Below are 21,681 nucleotides of genomic sequence, written 5' to 3' on the forward strand. Positions count from 1 at the left end.
GGTCAGCGGCCGCCGACGGGGTGGTCGGCGGCGCCGGTGCGATCAGCGGATGCGATCAGTAGCGGTAGTGGTCGGGCTTGTACGGGCCCTCCACCGGGACGCCGATGTAGGAGGCCTGCTCGGGCCGGAGCGTGGTCAGCTTGGCCCCGAGCGCGTCCAGGTGGAGGCGGGCGACCTTCTCGTCCAGGTGCTTGGGGAGCACATAGACGTCGGTCGGGTACGACTCCGGCTTGGTGTAGAGCTCGATCTGGGCGATGGTCTGGTTCGCGAAGGAGTTGGACATCACGAACGACGGGTGACCGGTCGCGTTGCCGAGGTTCAGCAGGCGGCCCTCGGAGAGCACGATGATCTTCTTGCCGTCGGGGAAGGTCCAGGTGTGGACCTGCGGCTTGACCTCGTCCTTCACGATGCCCGGGAGGGCGGCGAGGCCGGCCATGTCGATCTCGTTGTCGAAGTGGCCGATGTTCCCGACGATCGCCTGGTGCTTCATCTTGGCCATGTCCGAGGCCAGGATGATGTCCTTGTTGCCGGTCGTGGTGATGAAGATGTCGGCGGTCTCCACCACGTCCTCCAGGGTGGCGACCTGGTAGCCGTCCATCGCGGCCTGGAGCGCGCAGATCGGGTCGATCTCGGTGATGATCACTCGGGCGCCCTGGCCGCGCAGCGATTCCGCGCAGCCCTTACCGACGTCACCGTAGCCGCAGACGACCGCGACCTTGCCGCCGATCAGCACGTCGGTGGCGCGGTTGATGCCGTCGACCAGGGAGTGGCGGCAGCCGTACTTGTTGTCGAACTTGGACTTGGTGACCGCGTCGTTCACGTTGATCGCCGGGAAGAGCAGCGTGCCGTCCCGCTGCATCTCGTAGAGGCGGTGAACGCCGGTGGTCGTCTCCTCGGTGACCCCGCGGATCTCGGAGGCCAGCTGCGTCCACTTCTGCGGGCTCGCCGCGATGGTGCGGTTCAGCAGCTCGAGGATGACGCGGTGCTCGTCGTTCTCGGCGGTGGCGACGTCAGGGGCGGCGCCGGCCTTCTCGTACTCGACGCCCTTGTGGACGAGGAGGGTGGCGTCGCCACCGTCGTCCAGGATCATGTTGGGCCCACCGGTGGGGGTGCCGGGCCAGGTCAGCGCCTGCTCCGTGCACCACCAGTACTCCTCCAGGGTCTCGCCCTTCCAGGCGAAGACCGGGATGCCCCGCGGGTTCTCCGGGGTGCCCTCGGGGCCGACGGCGACCGCGGCCGCCGCGTGGTCCTGGGTGGAGAAGATGTTGCAGGAGGCCCACCGGACCTGGGCGCCGAGGGCGACCAGGGTCTCGATCAGCACGGCGGTCTGCACCGTCATGTGCAGGGAGCCGGTGATACGGGCGCCGGCCAGCGGCTGCTGCTCGGCGTACTCCTTACGGATCGCCATCAGGCCGGGCATCTCATGCTCGGCGAGGGTGATCTCCTTACGGCCGAAGGCAGCCAGGGAGAGGTCCGCGACCTTGAAGTCCTGACCGGAGACGGCTGTCGTCATGAGTGCTGCTCCTCCTCGATCGTGTGCGAGCGAGAGTGGTTCGGCTGGGCATGCGAGGCGTCGGGCGGGGCCCCCGCGACAGCGGGCACACCTGTCCCCTTCTACCTCACAGTGCGCAGTCCGTCGGAGGCCCTCTCTCCCTCGGCCGACCCGGGGTGCGGGCCGCCCGACCGCCATCAGCAGCGACGTCTGGCTCGGTCAAGAATCTACACCGATCGGCGGAGCGAACCCCAGCCCCCATCGGCCATCTTCGGCCGTACGGCTATGACCAGGGGCGACGGGTGCGCTGCTTGCGGACCGGGGGAGGCGTTGCTTCGCGGGTCGATGGTCGCGTCGTTCGGGAGCCGACGGCCGCGTCGTGTCCGGAGTCGGGGGTTCAGCCCATCGCTTTGATCCCGGCCGGATGTATTGCACGATGCCGCGAGCGCGGGGACGCTGGCAGCTTCTTCCCGCGCCCGCCCAACGCGTTTAAGGAGAACCACGTGACCAGTCCAGCCGATCCCCCCAACGGTGCGGGGGCCAGCGGACCGGGGCTCAAATTGCTCGCGGTGACCGCGTGTCCCACGGGTATCGCCCATACCTATATGGCCGCTGAGAAGCTGGCCCAGGCGGCGGAGTCGCTCGGCCACAGCATGAAGGTGGAGACCCAAGGCTCGATCGGGGCCGAGAACGTACTGTCTGACAACGATGTCAGCCAGGCTGACGGCATCATCATCGCCGCCGACAAGGACGTCGACCGCAGTCGTTTCGTCGGTAAGCGAGTGCTTGTCGTCGGGGTCGCCGACGGCATTCACCGGCCGCAGCGGCTGATCGAGCAGGTGCTGGACGCGCCGGTGTACGAGGGCGACGGCTCCGGTGCCGGGCGCGGCGCCTCGGGGGCGGCGGCTTCCGGCGGTGGTGGCGGTGGCGGCAGTAAGGGGCGCAGCGTCACCTATAAGGCGCTCATGAACGGTGTCTCGTACATGATCCCGTTCGTGGTGGTCGGCGGTCTGCTGATCGCGGTCTCGCTGGCCCTGGGCGGTGATACGACGTCCAAGGGCATCGTCATCCCCGACGACTCCTTCTGGAAGACGGTCAACGACATCGGGAGCATCGGCTTCGAGCTGATGATCCCGGCCCTGTCCGGCTATATCGCCTACGCCATCGCGGACCGGCCCGCGTTGGTGCCCGGCATGGTGGGCGGCTGGATCGCGGCGCACGGCGAGCTGTACGACAGTGAGGCGGGCGCCGGCTTCATCGGGGCGATCGTCACCGGCTTCCTGGCCGGTTATCTGGTGCTGTGGATCAAGCGGGTCAAGGTTCCGAAGTTCGTCCAGCCGATCATGCCGATCATTGTGATCCCGATCGTGGCGACCTCGGCGCTCGGCCTCTTCTTCATCTATGTCCTCGGCGAGCCGATCTCCTGGGTCTTCGAACAGCTCACTGACTGGCTCGGCGGGCTGACCGGCACGAGTGCGGCGGTGCTCGGCATCATCCTCGGGCTGATGATCGCGTTCGACATGGGTGGTCCGGTCAATAAGACGGCGTTCCTCTTCGGGGCCGGGCTGGTGTCCAAGAACCCCGAGGTCATGGGGGCGTGTGCGGCGGCCATTCCGGTGCCGCCGCTGGGCCAGGGGCTGGCCACGCTGCTGCGCCGCCGGATGTTCGACGACCAGGAGCGGGAGACCGGGCTCGCGGCGCTCTTCATGGGCTTCTTCGGCATCACGGAGGGCGCGATTCCGTTCGCGGCGGCGCGTCCCGCGCGGGTCATTCCGGCGAACATGGTGGGTGGCGCGGTCGCCGGGGCGATAGCCGGGGTGGCGTCGGTTGAGGACAACGTGCCGCACGGGGGGCCGATTGTGGCGGTGCTCGGTGCGGTTGGTGGGGTGCCGATGTTCTTTGTCGCGGTGGTGGTGGGCACGGCGGTGACGGCATTGGTGACGATCGGGTTGATGTCGGTGGGTGGGGGCGCTGTTGATCAGGGCGGTGCCGCGGTTGGCGTGGGTGCCGCGGGCGCCACCGCGGGCGGTTCCTCCGGAGCGTCGTCGGTCGCGGCTGAGCCCGTCCTTGCCGGGGTGGGCGGCGGGGACCGTACCGGGGAGGCGAGCGGTGCCGGGGGTGCCCGTAAGGCCGTCGCTTCCCAAGGGGTGGCCGCCAAGACCGGCGAGGCCGAGGCCGTTCCTGCGGGTCAGGTGCTGTCCGGGTATCTCACCGAGCAGACCGTGAAGGAGCGGTTGGCGGCCGACGGTAAGGACGCCGCGATCCGTGAGATGGCCGAACTGCTGGCCACGACCGGCAAGGTCGCGGATGCGGAGGAGTTGGTGCGGGCCGCGTTTGCACGGGAGGACCAGGGCACGACCGGGCTCGGCGAGGAGATCGCGATTCCGCATGCCAAGACGGACGCGGTGACCGCTCCGGTCGTCGGCTTCGCGCGTTCCCCCGAGGGGATCGAGTGGGGTGCGCCGGATGGGACCAAGGCTCGGCTGGTGTTCATGATCGCGGTGCCGGAGGCGGATGCGGGGGATGAGCATCTGCGGATTCTGGCGTTGCTGTCGCGGAAGTTGATGGCTGAGGAGTTTCGGGAGCGGTTGTTGGGGGCGGGGGATGTGGAGGGGATTTTGGGGGTGCTTGGGGAGATTGGGTAGGGCCGGGGGTGGGGGTGGGCCTCTCCCCCACCCCGCCCCTTCCCGAAACCGGGGGCAAAGCCCCCGAGCCCCCTCCGGGGCTCCGCCCCGGACCCCGGCTCAGGCCCCCACAAACCGGCCGGGTCTCGCTCAGGCGGACGTCGAGGTTCGGAGGATGTCGGGTTCCAGGTAGATGACTCGGGCGATCGGGACCGCTTCCCGGATACGGGCCTCCGCGGCGTCGATCGCGCGGGCGACCTCCGCGGCCGTGTCGTCGTGCTGGACCGCGACCTTGGCGGCGACCAGCAGCTCCTCGGGGCCGAGGTGGAGGGTGCGCATATGGATCACGCTGGTGACGGTCTCGCCGTCCACGACGGCTTCGCGGATCTTGGCGACCTCCGTGGCGTCGGCCGCCTCGCCCAGCAGCAGCGACTTGGTCTCGGCCGCGAGCACCAGGGCGATCAGCACCAGCAGGATGCCGATGCAGAGGGTGCCGATGCCGTCCCAGACGCCGTCGCCGGTCAGCAGGGTGAGGCCGACGCCGCCGAGGGCGAGGACCAGGCCGACGAGGGCGCCGAAGTCCTCCAGGAGGACGACGGGGAGCTCGGGGGCCTTGGCGCGGCGGACGAACTGGGACCAGCTCTGCTTGCCCCGGATCTCGTTGGACTCCTTTATGGCCGTACGGAAGGAGAAGCCCTCGGCGATGATCGCGAAGACGAGCACCCCGACCGGCCAGTACCAGTGCTCCAGCTCATGGGGGTGCTGGATCTTCTCGTAGCCCTCGTACAGCGCGAAGACACCACCGATGGTGAACAGCACGATGGAGACGAGGAAGCCGTAGATATAGCGCTCACGGCCGTAGCCGAAGGGGTGCTCCGGGGTGGCCTCGCGCTTGGCCTTCTTCCCGCCGAGGAGCAGCAGCCCCTGGTTGCCCGAGTCGGCGATCGAGTGCACGCCTTCGGCGAGCATCGACGACGAGCCGCTGAAGGCGAACGCCACGAACTTGGCTGCGGCGATGGCCAGGTTCGCGCCCAGCGCGGCAACAATCGCCTTGGTTCCGCCTGATGCACTCATATGTGCCGAATTTCCCTTCCGCTTACATGGCAGCTCATGGCGGCTTTGCCAGTGCTTTACCGCCTCACGGCGGGCCATTGTTCCAGCCCCTCGAGCGGGCCGTACCTCAGGCGGTCACTGTGGCCCTGAACACAGTGCCATCGCCGCTCAGGGCGGCCTCCTCGCCGGCCGGTACGAAGGCCGACTCCCCGCGCTTCAGCGGGAGTTCGCCGTCCGTGCCGCGCAGGGAGACCTCACCCGAGGTGCAGAGCAGGATCTGCGGGCCGGCCGCCGGCAGCGGGCGGGGGGCGGCGCCGTCTGCGAGGACGTGGCGGGAGAGCCGGAACTCGTCGATCGGGGTGGTGTAGAGCTCCTCGCCGGAGGGGTCCGCCTCGGGGCGCAGCACGGCGGGGGCGGCGCTCTCGAAGCGGACGACGCGCAGCAGCTCGGGGACGTCCACATGCTTGGGCGTCAGCCCGCAGCGCAGCACGTTGTCGGAGTTGGCCATGATCTCGACGCCAAGGCCGTCGAGATAGGCGTGCGGCACGCCGGCGCCGAGGTAGAGGGCCTCGCCGGGCTGGAGGGTCACGAAGTTGAGCAGCATCGCGGCGATCGCGCCGGGGTCGCCCGGGTAGTGCCGGGCGATGGAGGCGTACGCCGCGTACGCCGGGGCGTACGGTCCGTCCTGCGCGCCGAGCCGCTCGGCGGCGGCGGTGGCCTGCCTTACGGTCTCCGCCATCGCCTCCGGGTCGGCCGTAAGGACGGCGGTCAGCACCTCGCGCAGGGCGTGCGACTCCGGGTGGGCGTGCAGGATGTCGACGTACGGCTTGAGCGAGTCGACCTCGAGGGCGGCCAGCAACTCGGCCGCCTCGTTCGGGGCGCGGAAGCCGCACAGCCCGTTGAACGGCGTGAGCGCGCATATCAGCTCGGGCTTGTGGTTGGCGTCCTTGTAGTTGCGGTGCGGGGCGTCGGCCGGGACGCCGCGCTCCTCCTCGTCCGCGAAGCCCTCCTTGGCCTGCGCGAGGTCCGGGTGGACCTGGAGCGACAGCGGCGAGGCGGCGGCCAGCACCTTCAGCAGGAACGGCAGCCGGGGCCCGAATCGCCTTACGGCGTCCGCGCCGAGCTCGCCCTCGGGGTCCGCGGCGATCACCTCGGAGAGCGCGGCGGAGCCCGCACCCCGGTCGACCCGGGACGGCGCCCCGGGGTGCGCCCCCATCCACATCTCGGCCTGCGGCTCCCCGGTCGGCCGGACGCCCAGCAGCTCCGGGATGGCGGTGGTGGAGCCCCAGGCGTAGGGGCGCACGGTGTTGACGAGGCGGTCCATGTGGTGCGGTTCCTGACTGTGCAGTGAGGGACGTGGGGCAGGTGGTGCGTGCCTTACGGCCTTGAGTGCGGCCTTACGGTCGTAACAGCCTTACTGTCGTAACAGCCTTACTGTCGTAACAGCCTTACGGTCGTACTCAAGGTCCATGACGGCCTCAAGTTCTATCCGGCGAAGCGAGCGCGAGGTAAACGGCGGCGAAATCCGTGATGGCAAGAAGTTCCGCGGCGCTCTCCAGTGGGGTGCCCTCGGCCGGTTCCAGCTCGCTGAAGGCGGTCTCGTGCGCCAGCGCGAGCTCCCGGGCGGTCGGCACGGCCGAGATGGGGCCCACCGGCTCGTCGTGGAGCAGCACGATCCGGGCGCGGAGCGCCTCCGGCTCCTCCACCCGGTCGCGGAAGAAGTCGTCCGGGTCGGCGCCGCCCGCGAACGCCCCGGTCAGCAGCGCGCCATGCGCCGCGAGCGCCCCGGGGAGCTCGGCGACGAGCGCGGGGCGCCCGGCGAGCGCCGCGAGCAGCCCCGAGAAGCGCCGTCCGGTCGCGGCGGCCACCGGGCCCTCGGTCCACAGCAACGGAAGCGCCCCGGCGAGCTCGGCCGCGAGCGTCTTGGCGGGGTTGGTGTAGGTGGCGATGGCCGGGCCGCAGCGCTCGGCGACCTGGTCGAGCCGGTCGGCCACCTGCTGCAACGCGGTGGGCGGCGCGGACACCAGGCCGATCCGGTCGACCAGCAGGAGCAGCGGGGTGAGCAGGGCCCACAGCGTGCCGGGCAGCGCGGGGCCGGTCATCTCGTCGGGGGCGGTGCCGGGCGGCTCGACGGGCTGCGGGGCGGAAGGCGTCCCGTACGGGGCGGGGGCGTCGCCCAGGGCGCCCTCGGCGAGGGCGGTGTCCTCGGTGCCGGGCGTACCGGGCGCGTGCGGGCCCCCGCGGTACGGGTCGGTGCCGTACCCGCCGGTGGCATACCCGCCGGTGGCATACGGGGCCGAGCCGTTCGGAGCCGTGGCCAGCGGCACCATCAGGCCGCGGGCCTGGGCGACCGCGTCGGCCAGCGGGGACTGGCCGGGGGCGACGGAGACGATGGCGCAGCCGCGGCGGTAAGCCTGCTCGACCAGACGCGGAAGGCCCGGTTCCGTGCCGTCAGGGGTCGCGACGACCAGCAGGTCAAGCGGGCCCGCCCAGCCGGGCAGCGTCCAGCGCAGCGCGCCCGGCGCGGGGGCCACGCCGGTGGGCGCGATCAGGCTGACCGGGCAGTTGCCCCCGCTGAGCGCGCCGAGGAGGTCGGCGGTGCAGCTTCCGGCCGCCCCCGGGCCCGCGACCATGACGGCGCGCGGGCGCCCGTCCGGCTTGAGGTCGCCTATCCCGGCCTCGGCGGCGTGCCGGGCGGCGGTACGGACGCGGGCGCCGGCCTCGGCGGCTCCGCGCAGCAGCCCGCGGGTATCCGCGCGGGCGAGGGCCTCGGGGGCGTCGAGGAGGGATTCGTCGAGCATCGTGCTTCGGCCTCCGATCGCCGTGGCGGGCGGTACGCGTGGGATCGCGCGGGGCTTACGCGTGGGACCGCGCGGGGCTGGGGCCCCGGCGGGCCGCCGGGTCAGGCCGGGCGGCGCGCCTCGTCGACGAGCAGCACGGGGATGCCGTCCCGCACGGGGTACGCGAGACCGCACCCCTCGCCCGTGCACACCAGCTCGGGGGTCTCCGGGGACTGCTCCTCGCGCAGCGGGGCGTGGCACGCCGGGCAGGCGAGGATCTCCAGAAGACCGGCTTCGAGCGGCATGGGGTCGTCCCTTCGGGTATGGGTCCAGCCGGACATCGGTCCGGCGAGGTCAGCGTACCGCCGGGCGGGGCCGGGGCGCGGCCGGTGTACGCCGGGGCCCGGGGACGGGCGGCCGGTGATGTACGCGGGAGCCCAGGGACGGGCGGCCGGTGTACGCGGGAGCCCAGGGGACGCCCCCGGGGCTCCGGTAGTGGTGTGGGTCCCGCGCGCGGGCCTCCGTAAGGGCGCGGAGGCTGCTGTAAAGGCGCCGACGGCCCGGGGGCCGCGCGGACGGTCGCAGGGAGCCGTGGGCCTCCGCAAGGGCGCGCGGGGCTGCGCGGCCCGCGCGCTGACGGCCGTAGCGTCCGCAGGGGCGCCGCGGACCTTCTGCGGGCCCCGTAGGACGCGGACCGGCCGCAGAGGCCGCGCACATCCCGGTCGCCCACCCGGGGTCCGGGGGGGGACCCGGGCTCCGGGCAGGCGCCCGGGGTCCGGGGCCGACGAACCAACCGTCGGCCGCGATCAGCCCACCGGCCAGGACACCAAGGCCCGGGGAACCCAGGGCTTCGCCCTGCCGCCAAACCCCAAGGACCGACGAGCCGACCATAGGCCGCGATCAGCCCACCAGTCAGGACGGGGCTGGGGAGGACCCACACTCCGCGCCGCCGCCAAACCCCGCGGCCGACGAACCAACCGTCGGCCGCGATCAGCCCACCGGTCAGCCGCCAAGACCCGGGGAGCCCCGGGCTCCGCCCCCGCCGCCGAACCCCGAGGGGCCGACAGGCCAACGATCGACCGCGAGCACCCCACCGACCAGGACACCAGGACCCGGGGAGCCCAGGGCTCCGCCCCGCCGCCGAACCCCGAGGACCGACGAGCCGACCATAGGCCGCGATCAGCCCACCGGTCGGGCGCCGGGGGCTGGGGTGGAGTCCCGGTTGTGGGGAGGGGCGGGGAGGGGAACAGCTCGTCGTGGGCGTCACGACCCGTCGGATACCCCTAGGCGCGGACGATGGAGAGGACCTCGTCGCGGACCTCGGCTGCCGTCTCCTCGTCCCGGGCCTCGACGTTCAGGCGGAGGAGCGGCTCGGTGTTGGAGGGGCGGAGGTTGAACCACCAGTCGGGGGTGGTGACCGTAAGGCCGTCGAGTTCGTCGAGTTCGGCGCCCTCGCGGCGCTCGTACGCCGCCTTGACGGCCTCCATGCGCCCGGCCTGGTCGTCGACGGTGCTGTTGATCTCGCCGGAGGCCGCGTACCGGTCGTACTGGGCGACCAGGTCCGACAGCGGGCCCTTCTGGCCGCCGAGTGCGGCCAGGACGTGCAGGGCGGCCAGCATGCCGGTGTCGGCGTTCCAGAAGTCACGGAAGTAGTAGTGCGCGGAGTGCTCGCCGCCGAAGATCGCGCCGGAGCGGGCCATCTCGGCCTTGATGAAGGAGTGGCCCACGCGCGTGCGGACGGGGGTGCCGCCGTTCTCCTTGACGACCTCCGGGACCGACCAGGAGGTGATGCAGTTGTGGATGACCGTCCCGCCCGGGTGCTTGGCCAGCTCGCGGGAGGCGACCAGGGCGGTGATGGCGGAGGGGGACACCGGCTCGCCGCGCCCGTCCACGACGAAGCAGCGGTCGGCATCGCCGTCGAAGGCGAGCCCGATGTCGGCGCCGGTCTCCCGGACCCGGGCCTGAAGGTCGACGATGTTCTTGGGGTCGAGGGGGTTGGCCTCGTGGTTGGGGAAGGTGCCGTCCAGCTCGAAGTAGAGGGCGTCGAGCTCGAGCGGGAGGCCCTCGAAGACGGTCGGGACGGTGTGGCCGCCCATGCCGTTGCCCGCGTCCACGACGACCTTCAGCGGCCGGATGGCGGTCAGGTCCACCAGCGAGCGCAGATGGGCGGCGTAGTCGTCGAGGACGTCCCGCTGGGTGAGGGTGCCGGCCTCGGCGGCGGGCTCGGGCGCGCCGCCCTCCGCCCAACCCTCCACCAGGGCGCGGATCTCGGCGAGGCCGCTGTCCTGGCCGATGGGGGCGGCGCCCGCGCGGCACATCTTGATGCCGTTGTACCGCGCGGGGTTGTGGCTGGCGGTGAACATCGCGCCGGGCAGGTTGAGATATCCGCTCGCGAAGTAGAGCTGATCGGTCGAGCACAGTCCGATCTCGGTCACATCCACCCCGAGCGAGGCGGCGCCGCGCGCGAAGGCCCGCGCCAGACCGGGCGAGGAGGGGCGCATGTCATGGCCGACGACGATCGCGTCCGCGTCGGTCACCCGGGCGAAGGCGGCGCCGAAGAGCTCGGCGAGCGACTCGTCCCACTGGTCCGGGACCACACCGCGCACGTCGTACGCCTTCACGATCTGCGACAAGTCGGGCACAGCCAACCCCTTCTGGAGGTCCTGGTGGAGATGTCTCTACGGACGTCTCCGCGTACGTCCCTGCGGAGTACGTCCCTGCGGACCTCAAAACCTACCCGCAGGACCTGGGCCGGAACTGTGAGCCCCGTCGCGCGGCGTGCTCTCAGCCATCCCGGCCAGGGTCAGAGGTCGCGGGTCGCCGGGGCACGGGTCGCGGGTCGCCGGGTCACGGGTCACGGGTCACGGCAGCATCCAGCCCAGCAGGAACGACGACTGCGCGACGACGATCAGACACATCACCAGCAGCAGCGCGAGGCTCCACGGCAGCACCTTACGGAGCAGATCGCCCTCGCGCCCCTTCAGCCCGACCGCCGCACACGCGATGGTGAGGTTCTGCGGGGAGATCATCTTGCCGAGCACCCCGCCCGAGCTGTTGGCGGCGGCCAGCAGATCCGGGGAGAGCCCGGATTCGCGGGCGGCGGTCACCTGAAGGGCGCCGAAGAGGGCGTTCGCGGAAGTGTCCGAGCCGGAGACGGCGACACCGAACCAGCCGAGCACCGGGGAGAGGAAGGCCAGCCCGGCCCCGGCGGCCGCGACGAAGTGACCGATGGTGGCGGCCTGCCCGGAGAGATTCATGACATAGGCGAGCGCGAGCACCGAAGTGACCGTAAGGATCGCATGACGCAGTTCGCGCACGGTGGCCGCCCACTCCCGCAGGGCGTCGCCCGCGGTCACCTTCAGCACGGCGGCGGTGGCCACCCCGGCCACCAGCACCAAGGTGCCGCCAGTGGCGATCAGCGGCATCGAGAAGACATTGGCGCCCACCGCCTTTCCATCGGGGTCGGCGACGTCCAGGAAGGGCCAGTCGAAGGTGCGGGTGGCCTTGGCCAGGAGATCCTTGACCGGGCCGATCTGGGCGATGGAGAAGATCGCGACGATGAGCACGTACGGGGCGTAGGCGCGCACCACCTCCCGGCGCGGGTCCTCACGGTCCAGGTCGTCGCTGCGTACGCCGGTGAGCACGGCGGCACGCACCGGCTCCTCGGCCGGACGCCGGGCGGCGGGCACGGCCATCAGCACGGCCGCGCCGACCAGCGCCGCCGCGATGTCGGCGAGCTGGACGGAGAGGTAGTTGGAGACGGTGAACTGGGCGATGGCGAAGGCGACCCCACAGGCGAGCGCGGGCACCCAGGTCTCGCGCAGCCCGCGCCGCCCGTCGACCAGCGCGACCAGCAGCAGCGGGACGACGAGGGCGAGCAGCGGGGTCTGCCGGCCCACGACGGAGGCCACGGAGTCCAGCGGCAGCCCGGTGACCTGAGCGAGCGTCACCACCGGAGTGGCCATGGCGCCGAAAGCGACCGGCGCGGTGTTGGCGACGAGCGCGACGACGGCGGCGCGCACCGGTTCGAAGCCGAGCGCCACGAGCATGACCGAGCAGATCGCCACGGGTGCGCCGAACCCGGCGAGCGCCTCCAGGAGCGCACCGAAGCAGAAGGCGATGACCAGGGCCTGGACGCGGGGGTCGTCCGAGAGCCGGCCGAAGGAGCGGCGCAGCACGTCGAAATGGTCGGTGCGGACGGTCATCCGGTACACCCACAGGGCGTTGACGACGATCCACAGGATGGGGAAGAGGCCGAAGAGCGCCCCTTGGGCGGCGCTGGAGACGGTCTGGCCGACGGGCATCCCGTACGGGAGGCAGGCGACGAGGGCGGCGACGACGAGCCCTATGGGGCCCGCGTAGTGGGCACGCATCCGCACCCCGCCGAGCAGGACGAGGACGGTGACGAGGGGAAGGGCGGCGACGAGGGCGGACAGGGAGAGCGAATCGGCGACGGGGTCCAACTGCTGCACGAACACACGGGCCTCCCGGCATGGGCCATCCCTGGAAGGTCACATCCGTGATGCGGAAACGGAGGACCCTGGGGTGCAGGCATGGTCGTGTCCGCGCCAAGTCACAGTCAATGCTCCGTCAGCAAGTGATCCCGGGAACGCCAGGGAATGCCGCGGAACGCGGAAGGTTGCGGGAGATCGGCGGAGCGAAGGCCGGTCAGGGTTCGGGCGACCGCAGGACCCGCAGATGGCCGCGGCGCGCGACCTCACGCGGATCGCCCTCCCGGCCGCCATGACCACCCCCGGAGCCCCCGGAACCGGCCGCCGCCCCCGCCGCGCGCTCATGCGGGCGGGCGGCCTCGCGGACCGCGTTGGCCAGTGCCTCCAGATCGTCACCGCTGGGCCGGGGCGGACCGCTGTCGACGGCCAGCCGGACGACCTCCCAGCCGCGCGGGGCGGTCAGCCGCTCGGAGTGCTCCGAGCACAGGTCGTAGCAGTGGGGCTCGGCGTAAGTGGCGAGCGGCCCGAGAACGGCGGTCGAATCCGCATAGACGTACGTCAGCGTCGCGACGGCGGGGCGGCCGCAGGCGGTGCGCGAACAGCGACGTACAGGGCTCACGACGTTGGACGGTACCGCACTCTTGAGCGGGCCGCGACGACTCTCCACCAGCTCACTCCGCCGTGTCGTCCTGGTTCGCACCGTGCACCCGAAACGTGAACTTACTGGCTGACCAGCGTGGACCTCCGACGCGGCCAGAACCGCCGACAACGAATCCGGTCAGCACTCGAACCGAGAGAGATCATCCTGGGCCAGGGAAGCGACTCAAGAGACGTCCGTTTTTGGACCCAAGCATGGCTGGAATGTTCATTTGGCGACATCCGGCACGGCTGTCCGGTAAGCGCATGAGGGCGGGTCGGCGACGGCTACCCTCGGAGTGATGACCAGGCCCGTACACCCCCACCAGTCCGAGCCGCGTCCTCGTCGTCGCGATCGCCACGGACGAGGTATGCGCGGCCCCATCGCGCCTCCCCAGGTGCCGCTCTCGGTCAGCCGCGCGGAGTCCTTCGTCGATCTTGTGCAGGACTCGGCGGAGCGGCTGGAGAGACGCTGGCCACAGCTGTCCGGGGTCGACTTCACGGTGCTCGAGGTGCCCACGGCGGGGCTGGGCGGCCCGGGGTCGGGCGGTGGCCCGGCCGGGCACGGCGGTGCGGACGGCTGGGACGGCGAGTCCGTGCCGCTCGGGCGCTTCATCGCGGCCCGCGGGGACGCGCCGGACCGGATCGTGATCTACCGCCGCCCGGTCGAGATCCGGGCGAAGAACCGGGATGAGCGGGCGCTGCTGGTGCACGAGGTCGTGGTCGAGCAGGTGGCGGAGCTGCTGGGGCTGGCGCCGGAGTCCGTGGATCCGCGGTACGGGCAGGACTAGGCCGCGGCGCGGTACGGCGGGAGTGGCGGGCAGGCCGTACGGCAGGGTCAGGAGGCGTACGGCGGGTCGTGACGCCTGCGGCGGGCTGTTCCCCTCCCCGCCCCTTCCCACAACTGGGGCTCCGCCCCAGACCCCGGGGGGTTCAGGGTGGGGCTTCGCCCCAGACCTCCATAGGGGCCAGGTGGAGCGTGGGGCTTCGCCCCGGACCCCAGGGTCCGGGGACGGAGCCCCTGGCCCAGGTCCCGGAGCCCAGGGGGCGGAGCCCCAGACCCCGGCGCCCGGGGGGCGGAGCCCCTGCCGCGCGGCGGAGCCGCGGGGAGGCTCCGGCCCCGCTCTAGTCGTCGTTGAGCAGGGACAGGTCCTGGCCCGCCTCGGGTACCGCGACCGTGCCCCGGTCGTCCGGCAGTGACTGGATCGTGAACATCGGCACCCCGCCCTCCGACAGTGCCAGCATCCGCGAGGCGTGTACCGGGCCGCCGGAGAGGCGCTCGACCGTCACCGCGTACGGGCCCTTGCCCGACGTCGGGTGCGGTGGCTCCAGGGCCTTGGTGGTGCCGCCCTTGACCTCGTAGGTCTTGCTGACCGGGCTGCCGCCCCCGGCGCCCGCCGAGGCGGTGACGCGCACCTTGGCGGACGCGCGCGGCGCCACCAGGGAGAGCGTGGAGCCCTTGGTGCGGTTGTCGGCCGCGGTGGCGCTGCGCTCGATCGCGGCGGTCGCGGGGATGAACGCCGTCTCCTGGTCGCTCCCCTTGCCGCGGGTCACCTGGAGCGCGGCCACGACCGGTGTGGCCTCGCCGCCCTCGGGGGTGAGCAGCAGCGAGCCGGGCTCGCCCTTGGTCACGTCGCCGAGGTCGATCGCGGCTGTCATCCCGCTCTTGACGTGCAGCGACTCATGTCCGGCCGGGGTAATCGCGTTGTTCGGTCCGGCCAGCCGCACCTTGAGGTCCGCGTCGTCGGACCCGGGCGCGAAGACGACCAGGCGGGCCGAGGTGACGTCCTTGGGGATGCCGGGGATCGCGACGCTCGTCGAGGGCACGGCGGAGGCGGGGAGCCAGTCGCCGCCCGCCTTCTGGTCCACGGCCTGCACGGCCGCCCCGATCCGGCCGGTGCGGGCCGTCACATGGAGCGAGGCGGCGGCCGCCCGCTGATCGGTGAGGGTCGAGAGCAGGACCGGGACCGTGGAGCGGGGCGGGACGGTGATCGCTTCGTCGGTGGAGGGTTTCAGCCGGCCGCTGGGTCCGTAGAGCTTCAGGTCCACCTCGGCCGCGGCGTCGTCCGGGTTCGTGAGATGGACGAAGTCCTGGCGGTTCCGGTCGGTGCTGACGCCGGGGAGCCAGAAGTCCGTGTCGGGCGCGGTGCACGCGGTGCCCAGGAGACCGCGCCCGCTGCCCGCGTCGATGGTGGTGGTCTGCTGGACGGTCCAGCCGGGCGCGAAGCGGCCGTCGGCGGTGCCGATGAGCGCGGGCGCGCCGGCGCTGCTCTCCTCGGTGGTGACGGGCTTGCCGGGCTCCTTCAGGGGCAGCACGGGCTTGTCGCCGCCGGAGGCCGCCTGGCCGCCCTTCCCGCCGTCCTTGCCACTGTCCTTGCCGTCCTTACCGTCCTTGCCGTCGTCCTTACCGCCGTCGTCGCCGGGATCCGTCGTCTCGTCAGCGGGGTTCTGGGCGGGTAGCAGTTCGGCCGCACCGTCCTTGGCATCCACGCCGTCCCGCTTGGGCGTGTACGCGGTGTAGGTGGTGTCGCTCACGTCCGAGGAGGAGGGCGTCGGGCACAGCAGGGTCGAGCGCTGCACGGGCAGCCGGGTGGCGGCCTTCGTGGAGGCGTCCGCATCGTCGGAGGAGCCCCCAGTGAGGGCCGCGACGCCGGTGACGGCGGCCAGCGCCGTGGCGGCGCCGATCAGGGACAGGGTGGTGCGGTTCATCGCTGCTGATCGCTCCCGTCGCGGCGGTCCTCGGGGTCGGCGCCGCCGTACGTCGTGTCGCCCTGCGGGGGGTAGCCGCCGTCGGCATAGGGCTGCTGCTGGTCGTAGCCGTAAGGGTCGGCGTACTGGCCGCCCGCGTAAGGGTCCGCCGGGTACTGGCCCTCCTGGTAGCCGGCCGGATAGCCGGTGTCCTGATAGCCGCCCTGGTAGTCACCGGCCGGGTACTGGCCGGTGGAGTACTGGCCCGCGTAGCCCTCGCCCTGGTACTGCTCGCCCTGGTACTGCTCCCCCGCGTACTGCTCGCCCTGGTACTGACCGGCCGGGTACTGGCCGTATCCGGCGTCGGCGTACGTCTGCGCGTCCCACTGCTGCCCGTACTGCTGCTGGTGCGGCACCGCCACGTACGGGTCACCGGCGGCCGTCTGGTCGCCGTAAGGGTCGTTCGCCGTCGCGTTGTCGCCGTAAGGGTCGCCCATGGCCGCCGGCTCGGCGGTCGGCCGCAGCGGCGACTCACCCGGCATCGGCGGCTCCCCTGGCATGGGGGGCGTGCCCGGCATGGAGGGCGTGCCCGGCATTGGCGGCTGGCCCGGCATTGGCGGCTCAGCCGGCTGCGAGGGGGCCTCGCCCGGCTGTCCGGGCATGGCGTCCGCGGCGGCCGGGTCCGTCTCCGGCCGCCCCTTGGCGCCCCCGTCCTGCGCGGCCTGCGCCGCCTGCGCCTCCGCGGCGGCCCGCAGCCGCCGCGCCCGGCGGCCGTCGCCCGCCAGGTCCTCTGCGGTGACGGCGGCGGCCGCGCCCTCCGCGTCCGGCATGTCGTCGTCGACGTTCCGGCGGCGGCCCGGCAGCGCGAGCACCAGCAGCACGACCGCGAGCAGCCCCTGCGCCCACACCCATGCGGTGTGCGTGATGGGCGTGTCGTAGGTGAGGTCCAACCGGCCGCCGTTGGCCGGGAGTTCGAAGCCCTGCGCCCAACCGTCGACCGTCGTCGGCTTCAGCGGCTTGCCGTCGAGCGTGGCCTGCCAGTCGGGCGCGGACCGGTCGGCGATCCGCAGCACCCGCCCGGCCGTGCCGTCCGGCACCGTGGTGTGCGCCTCGACGGGGCCGGAGGCCACGTGCACCGGTTTGGCCGCCGTCCCGCCCGCCGGGCGGCCCGAGGACTCGGCCGGGACGATGGAGATCCGCGAGACCCGCTGGTCGACCCGCCACAGCACGCCGCCGTGCTCCCGGCTGAGCTGGGTGAGGCCCGGGGTCGCGTTCAGCACCCGCTCCATCTCGGGCGGTGTGCCCTTCTGGACGTACACATAGCGCACCGCGTAGCCGCCGAGCTGACGGGTCTGGTCGGCGCCGGAGCCCGCGATCAGATTGGCCACCACACCGTCGAGCCCGGTGTCGGAGCCGCCCGCCGCCGCGAGTTCGCCGTCGCCGAGCCGGGCGCCGGAGCCGCGCACCAGGGCGTAATCGGCGTGGGCGGCGCTGCTGTCGCCGCCGAGCACCAGGGTGCGGGCCTGGTCCTCGGTGGCGCTCTCGGCCGCCACGAACGCCGGGACCTGCGAGGGGTCGCGCCGTCCCACCGGGCCGTCCGCGCCGCCCGTCATCCAGGTGACGGCGGCGTACAGCGGCGCGGCGACCGCGGCGACCGCGATCAGCAGTGCCACCGGCTGGCGCCAGCCGAAGCTCTGCGCCGCCACCCGCTCCCGCGCGTCCTCGGCGCCGACCACGGCGGCGGTCAGCAGCGCCAGGCCGTAGACGAGGGTCGCGGGCCCGGCCCAGCCGGAGCCGTTCGTGAGCGCCGCGAAGAGGAAGCCGATGAGCGCCACGGCCCACGCGGTGCGCACCACGGTCTGCCGCTCCCCGCGCATCAGGGCGGCGAGCGCGGCCAGGACGAAGCCGAGCAGCAGCAGCGTGCCGCCGCCGTTGGGGCCGCCGGGGCTGAGCGCGAGCAGGTCCAGGGCGGACGCGGACCCGGCGCCGCGGTCCAGCCCGGCCTCCTCGAGGAAGCGGGCCGGGTCGGTGACGAGATCCAGCGACCAGGGGGCGAGCACGACGAGCGGGGTGACGACGAGGCTCAGGAACCGCAGCCCGTACCCCATGAGCTGCTCGGTGCCGCTCTGCCGGTGGCGCAGTACGAGCACGCCGGCGCCCAGGAGGAGCGCCATCGGCCAGACGACCGGGGTGAAGGCCATGGTGAACGTCAGCAGCAGCGCGTACGCCCACGTCGCCCGCCAGCTCGGCAGCCGCGACCCGTTGCCGGTGAAGCCGGTCGCGGCGGCCGCCGCCCGGGCCATCAGCGGCAGCAGTACGGCGAGCACGGCGGTGCCCAGCCGCCCGCCCGCGAGCGCCCCGGTCGCGGCCGGGAGGAAGGCGTACGCGACGCTTCCCCAGGCGCGCAGCAGCCGGGACTCGACCAGCGGCCGGGAGGCGAAGTACGCGATGAACCCGGCCAGCGGCACCGAACAGACCAGCAACAGGGTCAGCGTGAAGCCCGTGGAGCCCAGGAAGACCGTGGCCAGCGAGGCGAGGGCGGCCAGATACGGCGGCGCCGACTGCGTGCCGCCGGTGCCGACCGGATGCCAGCCGTCCACATAGCTCGACCACAGCTCGGAGACATGGGCGGGCGCGGGCAGCAGGGCCCCGCCCGCGAGCGCGCCGGCGCCGAGCAGATCCCGGCAGGCGACCAGCGAGACCACCAGCAGCACGAGGAAGAGCATCGGGCCGGGCTTCCGCGCGATCCGCTTGAGCCGCGCGAACTGCTCGATCTCCAGGAAGTCGGCGTCGTCGCCGCCGGGCCCGGACTCGACCGCGCCATGCCGACCGCCGGAGGACAGCTCGGGCTCGGAACGGCCGCCAATATTGCTGGCGACTTGCTCGACCGTCGCCCTTACGGTCGCGCCGGGCGGCGGGAAGAGCGGCCGCAGCTCGCTCGGCTCCGTCGCGGGGCGGCCTCTGCGCTTACGTGCGGCGAGGATCCGCCCCGGCCGCAGCAGCACGCCGAAGAGACCGGCGACCTCGTCCAGGGCCTGCCCCGGCACCTTGCCCACGAGATAGGCCAGGGTGCGCAGCAGCGTGCCGAACAGGAGCCGCAGCATCACATAGGGCAGCAGCGCGCCCCGGGTGTTGACCAGCAGGGTGTAGACGGCGCCCGCCTTGTCCACGCGATGCGGGTTCGCGACAGAGCGCCCCACGCAGTCGATGGGCCGCCGCTCGCGCGCGGACGCCTCCGCGTGCCGCAGTACGGCGTCCGGGGCCACCAGCACCTGGTGCCCGGCCGCCTGGGCGCGCCAGCACAGGTCGACGTCGTCGCGCATCAGGGGCAGCCGGGAGTCGAAACCGCCCAGCTGCTCCCACACATCGCGGCGCACCAGCATGCCCGCGCTGGACACCGAAAGCACCGGGCGCACCTGGTCGTGCTGGCCCTGGTCCTGCTCGCGCCGCTCCAGACCGGTCCAGCGGCGGCCGCTGCGGGCGATGCTGACGCCGACTTCGAGCAGCTGCCGGCGGTCGTACCAGCCGCGCAGCTTGGGTCCGACGATCGCGGGCTCGCGGTTGGCGGTGTACTCGGCGTCGACCACCCGCAGCAGCTCGGCCAGGGCGTCGGGCTCGGGGGCGCAGTCGTCGTGCAGCAGCCACAGCCACTGAACGGGCTCGCCGTGCGGCAGCTCCGGCATGTCGTACGCGTCGTCGCGCCAGGTGCGGTTGACGGGGTCCCAGCCGCTGGGGCGCTTGAGGTAGGTGAGCTCCTCGGGACCCAGCACCGGGGCCGTACGGACCGCCTCGGCGACGGCCGTGCCGAAGCCGCTGCGGCGCGCCATGTGCAGCACCCGCTCCTCGCCGAGGGTCTCGGTGAGCAGCCGGGCGGAGTCGTCGGCGCTGCCGGTGTCGGCCGCGATGACGCTCTGGACCGGGCGCTCCTGGCCGAGCAGACCGGACAGCGCGTCGGGCAGCCAGCGGGCGCCGTCGTGGGCGACCAGTACGGCGGTGACGACATGACGCGGGTGGGCCGGTGTCTGAACCGGTTCTTGAGCGGGCGCAAACGCGGCGGTGGCGGCCGGATATTGGGCCGCCGGGTGGCTGTGCACGGACATCGAGGTACGGGCCCCGGTTCGCTGGACTGCGGTGGACGCGCCCGCCCCATGGGGGCGTTGGAGCGTCTCGGACGGGGCCCCACACTAACGGCTGTGTACGCGACCGGTCCGCCTCCCGTCGCCATGGGCTCGGGGGCGGACCGGTCGCGGTGGCTCACTCCGCCGTGAACTGTGCGGATATGTCAGCGCGGGTCATGCGGTTCTGGCAGGTCCGACGGGTCCGGCGGCCCTGACGACGGGTCCGGCGACCCCGGCGGCGGGCCCGGCGGATCCGGCGATGGACCCAGCGGATCTGACGGATCTGGCGGATCCCAGACGCCGTGGGTCAGACGGCGGCCTTCTTCAGGCGGCGGCGCTCGCGTTCGGACAGACCGCCCCAGATGCCGAAGCGCTCGTCGTTGGCGAGGGCGTACTCGAGGCACTCGGAACGGACCTCGCAGGCGAGGCAGACCTTCTTCGCCTCACGGGTGGATCCGCCCTTTTCCGGGAAGAACGACTCGGGATCGGTCTGGGCGCACAGTGCGCGCTCCTGCCAACCGAGCTCCTCGTCCGCCTCTTCGACCAGCAGTTGCTGGAACAACTCGGTCATGTGCGCCCCTCGTCTGTCTTTGCGTCCCCGTGCCTGATGCCGTTGGTGAAGCGGCAGAACGACACGAGTGAAATTACAAGTGTGCCGATCCGGGCCAGTCAAGCCGAGATCTGCTATTGGGCCTCTTATTCACTCTGCGGAACCAAGGCTGCGCGGAAAGTGTTCAAATCGGCCTAAACGCGACACCTTCCCCATCCGTCGCCCGAGGTCCCTCCTCTCACTCACTGAGGAAGACGCCATCGGCGCCGGTCCCGTTGCATCGCGCGGGGGATGGTGCGGAGTGGGCGGGATGGACGGGACGGGCGGAGCGGTACGGGAGTGATGCGCGTTGATGCGCCGTGTCACCGATACAACGCGCGCACAAACCCTTCTGCCTCCACAGCGACCGGATGAGGTGAACCTTGACCTGAAACGTGAGATGAAGTTGACAGCGGCGCGGCGATCCGGGTCTCCTTGGTCGCATGTCAGTGACCCAAGCGCCCCTGCCGACCCGTGACCACGGGTTCCGCTGCGCTGTGCGGGCTCGCTGTCGCTGTTCGAGCTGTTGATGCCTCCTGAGCTCCAGCTTTCTCCGCGTTCCGCACGTGGCGTCTCGTACTGAGACCGCACACCGCGCCCGGATCGCACGCCGCGCCCTCACCGCGCCCCTCCGCCCCATCGCGTCCTTACGGCGCTCATTCCGCGCCCTTCCCGCCCGAGGAACCCCACCGCATGAACAGCGACGTCCAGATCGCCGGTGACCCGCTCGACATCCCGCATCTGCTGCCGCCCGTACCCGCGCACCCCTCCACCGTCTCCGCCTTCGCGGGCCTGGCCCGCACCATCGCGGCCGACCGCGACGGCTGGGCGCCCCTCGTCCAGTACGACGCCACCAGCCGCTGGTACCACCGGCTGCGCACCGGCCCCGGCTATGAGGTGTGGCTGCTCAGCTGGGTGCCCGGACAGGGCAGCGGGGCCCATGACCACGGCCGCTCCTCCGGGGTGCTGACCGTGCTCCAGGGCGAGCTCACCGAGCGGGTGGGGACGCGCGGCGCCCGGCATACGCTGCGCGCCGGCGCACAGCGCGTCTTCGCGCCCGGTTATGTGCACGACGTGGTCAACGACGCCCTCGAACCGGCTGTCAGTCTGCACATCTACTTCCCCGGGCTGACCGAGATGCCGCTGCACCCCACCCAGAGCGCCGAGTTGCCCGCCGGGGCCGGGGCGGACGCGCTGGGCGCCCTCGGCGGCTGAGCCGCCCCGAACGCCCCCGATGTCCGGGGCTGCTG

The 21,681-nt window shown here is 72.4% G+C and carries 14 protein-coding genes; 3 read left to right on the forward strand and 11 right to left on the reverse strand.

Annotation, left to right across the window (positions count from 1 at the left end; translation table 11 throughout):
* Positions 1-55: 55 nt before the first annotated feature.
* Positions 56-1,513 (reverse strand): adenosylhomocysteinase, encoded by a 1,458-nt coding sequence (gene ahcY / locus ACJX2R_RS22320; RefSeq protein WP_413101562.1) that lies wholly within the window; start codon positions 1,511-1,513, stop codon positions 56-58.
* A gap of 482 nt (positions 1,514-1,995) precedes the next feature.
* Between ahcY and ACJX2R_RS22325 the strand changes: the two genes are divergently transcribed.
* The gene (locus ACJX2R_RS22325; RefSeq protein WP_413101563.1) at positions 1,996-4,137 is read left to right on the forward strand and encodes a fructose-specific PTS transporter subunit EIIC; all 2,142 of its coding nucleotides are present in this window, start codon (positions 1,996-1,998) and stop codon (positions 4,135-4,137) included.
* Between the two features lie 129 nt (positions 4,138-4,266).
* Here ACJX2R_RS22325 and ACJX2R_RS22330 read toward each other — a convergent pair whose 3' ends face one another.
* From ACJX2R_RS22330 to ACJX2R_RS22360, 7 genes are all read right to left on the reverse strand, one after another.
* Complete coding sequence (locus ACJX2R_RS22330; RefSeq protein WP_413101564.1) at positions 4,267-5,190, reverse strand: cation diffusion facilitator family transporter; 924 nt, start codon at positions 5,188-5,190, stop codon at positions 4,267-4,269.
* 106 nt (positions 5,191-5,296) lie between these two features.
* Entirely contained in the window at positions 5,297-6,493 is a 1,197-nt protein-coding gene (gene manA, locus ACJX2R_RS22335) for a mannose-6-phosphate isomerase, class I (protein WP_413101565.1), read from the reverse strand.
* 154 nt (positions 6,494-6,647) lie between these two features.
* Complete coding sequence (locus ACJX2R_RS22340) at positions 6,648-7,970, reverse strand: SIS domain-containing protein (protein WP_413101566.1); 1,323 nt, start codon at positions 7,968-7,970, stop codon at positions 6,648-6,650.
* Between the two features lie 101 nt (positions 7,971-8,071).
* Positions 8,072-8,254, reverse strand: coding sequence for a Trm112 family protein (locus tag ACJX2R_RS22345; RefSeq protein ID WP_059149235.1), 183 nt, complete (start codon positions 8,252-8,254; stop codon positions 8,072-8,074).
* Positions 8,255-9,232: 978 nt separating this feature from the next.
* On the reverse strand, positions 9,233-10,591 hold the full coding sequence (locus tag ACJX2R_RS22350; RefSeq protein WP_413101567.1) for a phosphomannomutase/phosphoglucomutase: 1,359 nt from the start codon (positions 10,589-10,591) through the stop codon (positions 9,233-9,235).
* Between the two features lie 219 nt (positions 10,592-10,810).
* The gene (locus ACJX2R_RS22355; RefSeq protein WP_413101568.1) at positions 10,811-12,427 is read right to left on the reverse strand and encodes an L-lactate permease; all 1,617 of its coding nucleotides are present in this window, start codon (positions 12,425-12,427) and stop codon (positions 10,811-10,813) included.
* Between the two features lie 190 nt (positions 12,428-12,617).
* Positions 12,618-13,067 (reverse strand): DUF3499 domain-containing protein, encoded by a 450-nt coding sequence (locus ACJX2R_RS22360; protein WP_020870815.1) that lies wholly within the window; start codon positions 13,065-13,067, stop codon positions 12,618-12,620.
* Positions 13,068-13,407: 340 nt separating this feature from the next.
* Here ACJX2R_RS22360 and ACJX2R_RS22365 point away from each other — a divergent pair, with 340 nt between their 5' ends.
* Positions 13,408-13,827, forward strand: a complete 420-nt coding sequence (locus tag ACJX2R_RS22365; RefSeq protein WP_317259643.1) for a metallopeptidase family protein — start codon at positions 13,408-13,410, stop codon at positions 13,825-13,827.
* 334 nt (positions 13,828-14,161) lie between these two features.
* Here ACJX2R_RS22365 and ACJX2R_RS22370 read toward each other — a convergent pair whose 3' ends face one another.
* From ACJX2R_RS22370 to ACJX2R_RS22380, 3 genes are all read right to left on the reverse strand, one after another.
* Positions 14,162-15,745, reverse strand: a complete 1,584-nt coding sequence (locus ACJX2R_RS22370) for a DUF5719 family protein (RefSeq protein ID WP_413101569.1) — start codon at positions 15,743-15,745, stop codon at positions 14,162-14,164.
* Entirely contained in the window at positions 15,742-19,824 is a 4,083-nt protein-coding gene (locus tag ACJX2R_RS22375) for a glycosyltransferase family 2 protein (RefSeq protein WP_413101570.1), read from the reverse strand. Before ACJX2R_RS22375 ends, ACJX2R_RS22370 begins: the two co-directional genes overlap by 4 nt.
* A 325-nt stretch (positions 19,825-20,149) precedes the next feature.
* Positions 20,150-20,413: a WhiB family transcriptional regulator gene (locus ACJX2R_RS22380; protein ID WP_004952403.1), complete on the reverse strand. Its 264-nt coding sequence runs from the start codon at positions 20,411-20,413 to the stop codon at positions 20,150-20,152.
* Between the two features lie 711 nt (positions 20,414-21,124).
* Between ACJX2R_RS22380 and ACJX2R_RS22385 the strand changes: the two genes are divergently transcribed.
* On the forward strand, positions 21,125-21,646 hold the full coding sequence (locus ACJX2R_RS22385; protein ID WP_262705876.1) for a cysteine dioxygenase: 522 nt from the start codon (positions 21,125-21,127) through the stop codon (positions 21,644-21,646).
* Positions 21,647-21,681 lie beyond the last annotated feature (35 nt).

It is taken from the genome of Streptomyces sp. Inha503, from assembly GCF_047215865.1.
GTDB classification, from domain to species: domain Bacteria; phylum Actinomycetota; class Actinomycetes; order Streptomycetales; family Streptomycetaceae; genus Streptomyces; species Streptomyces lycopersici.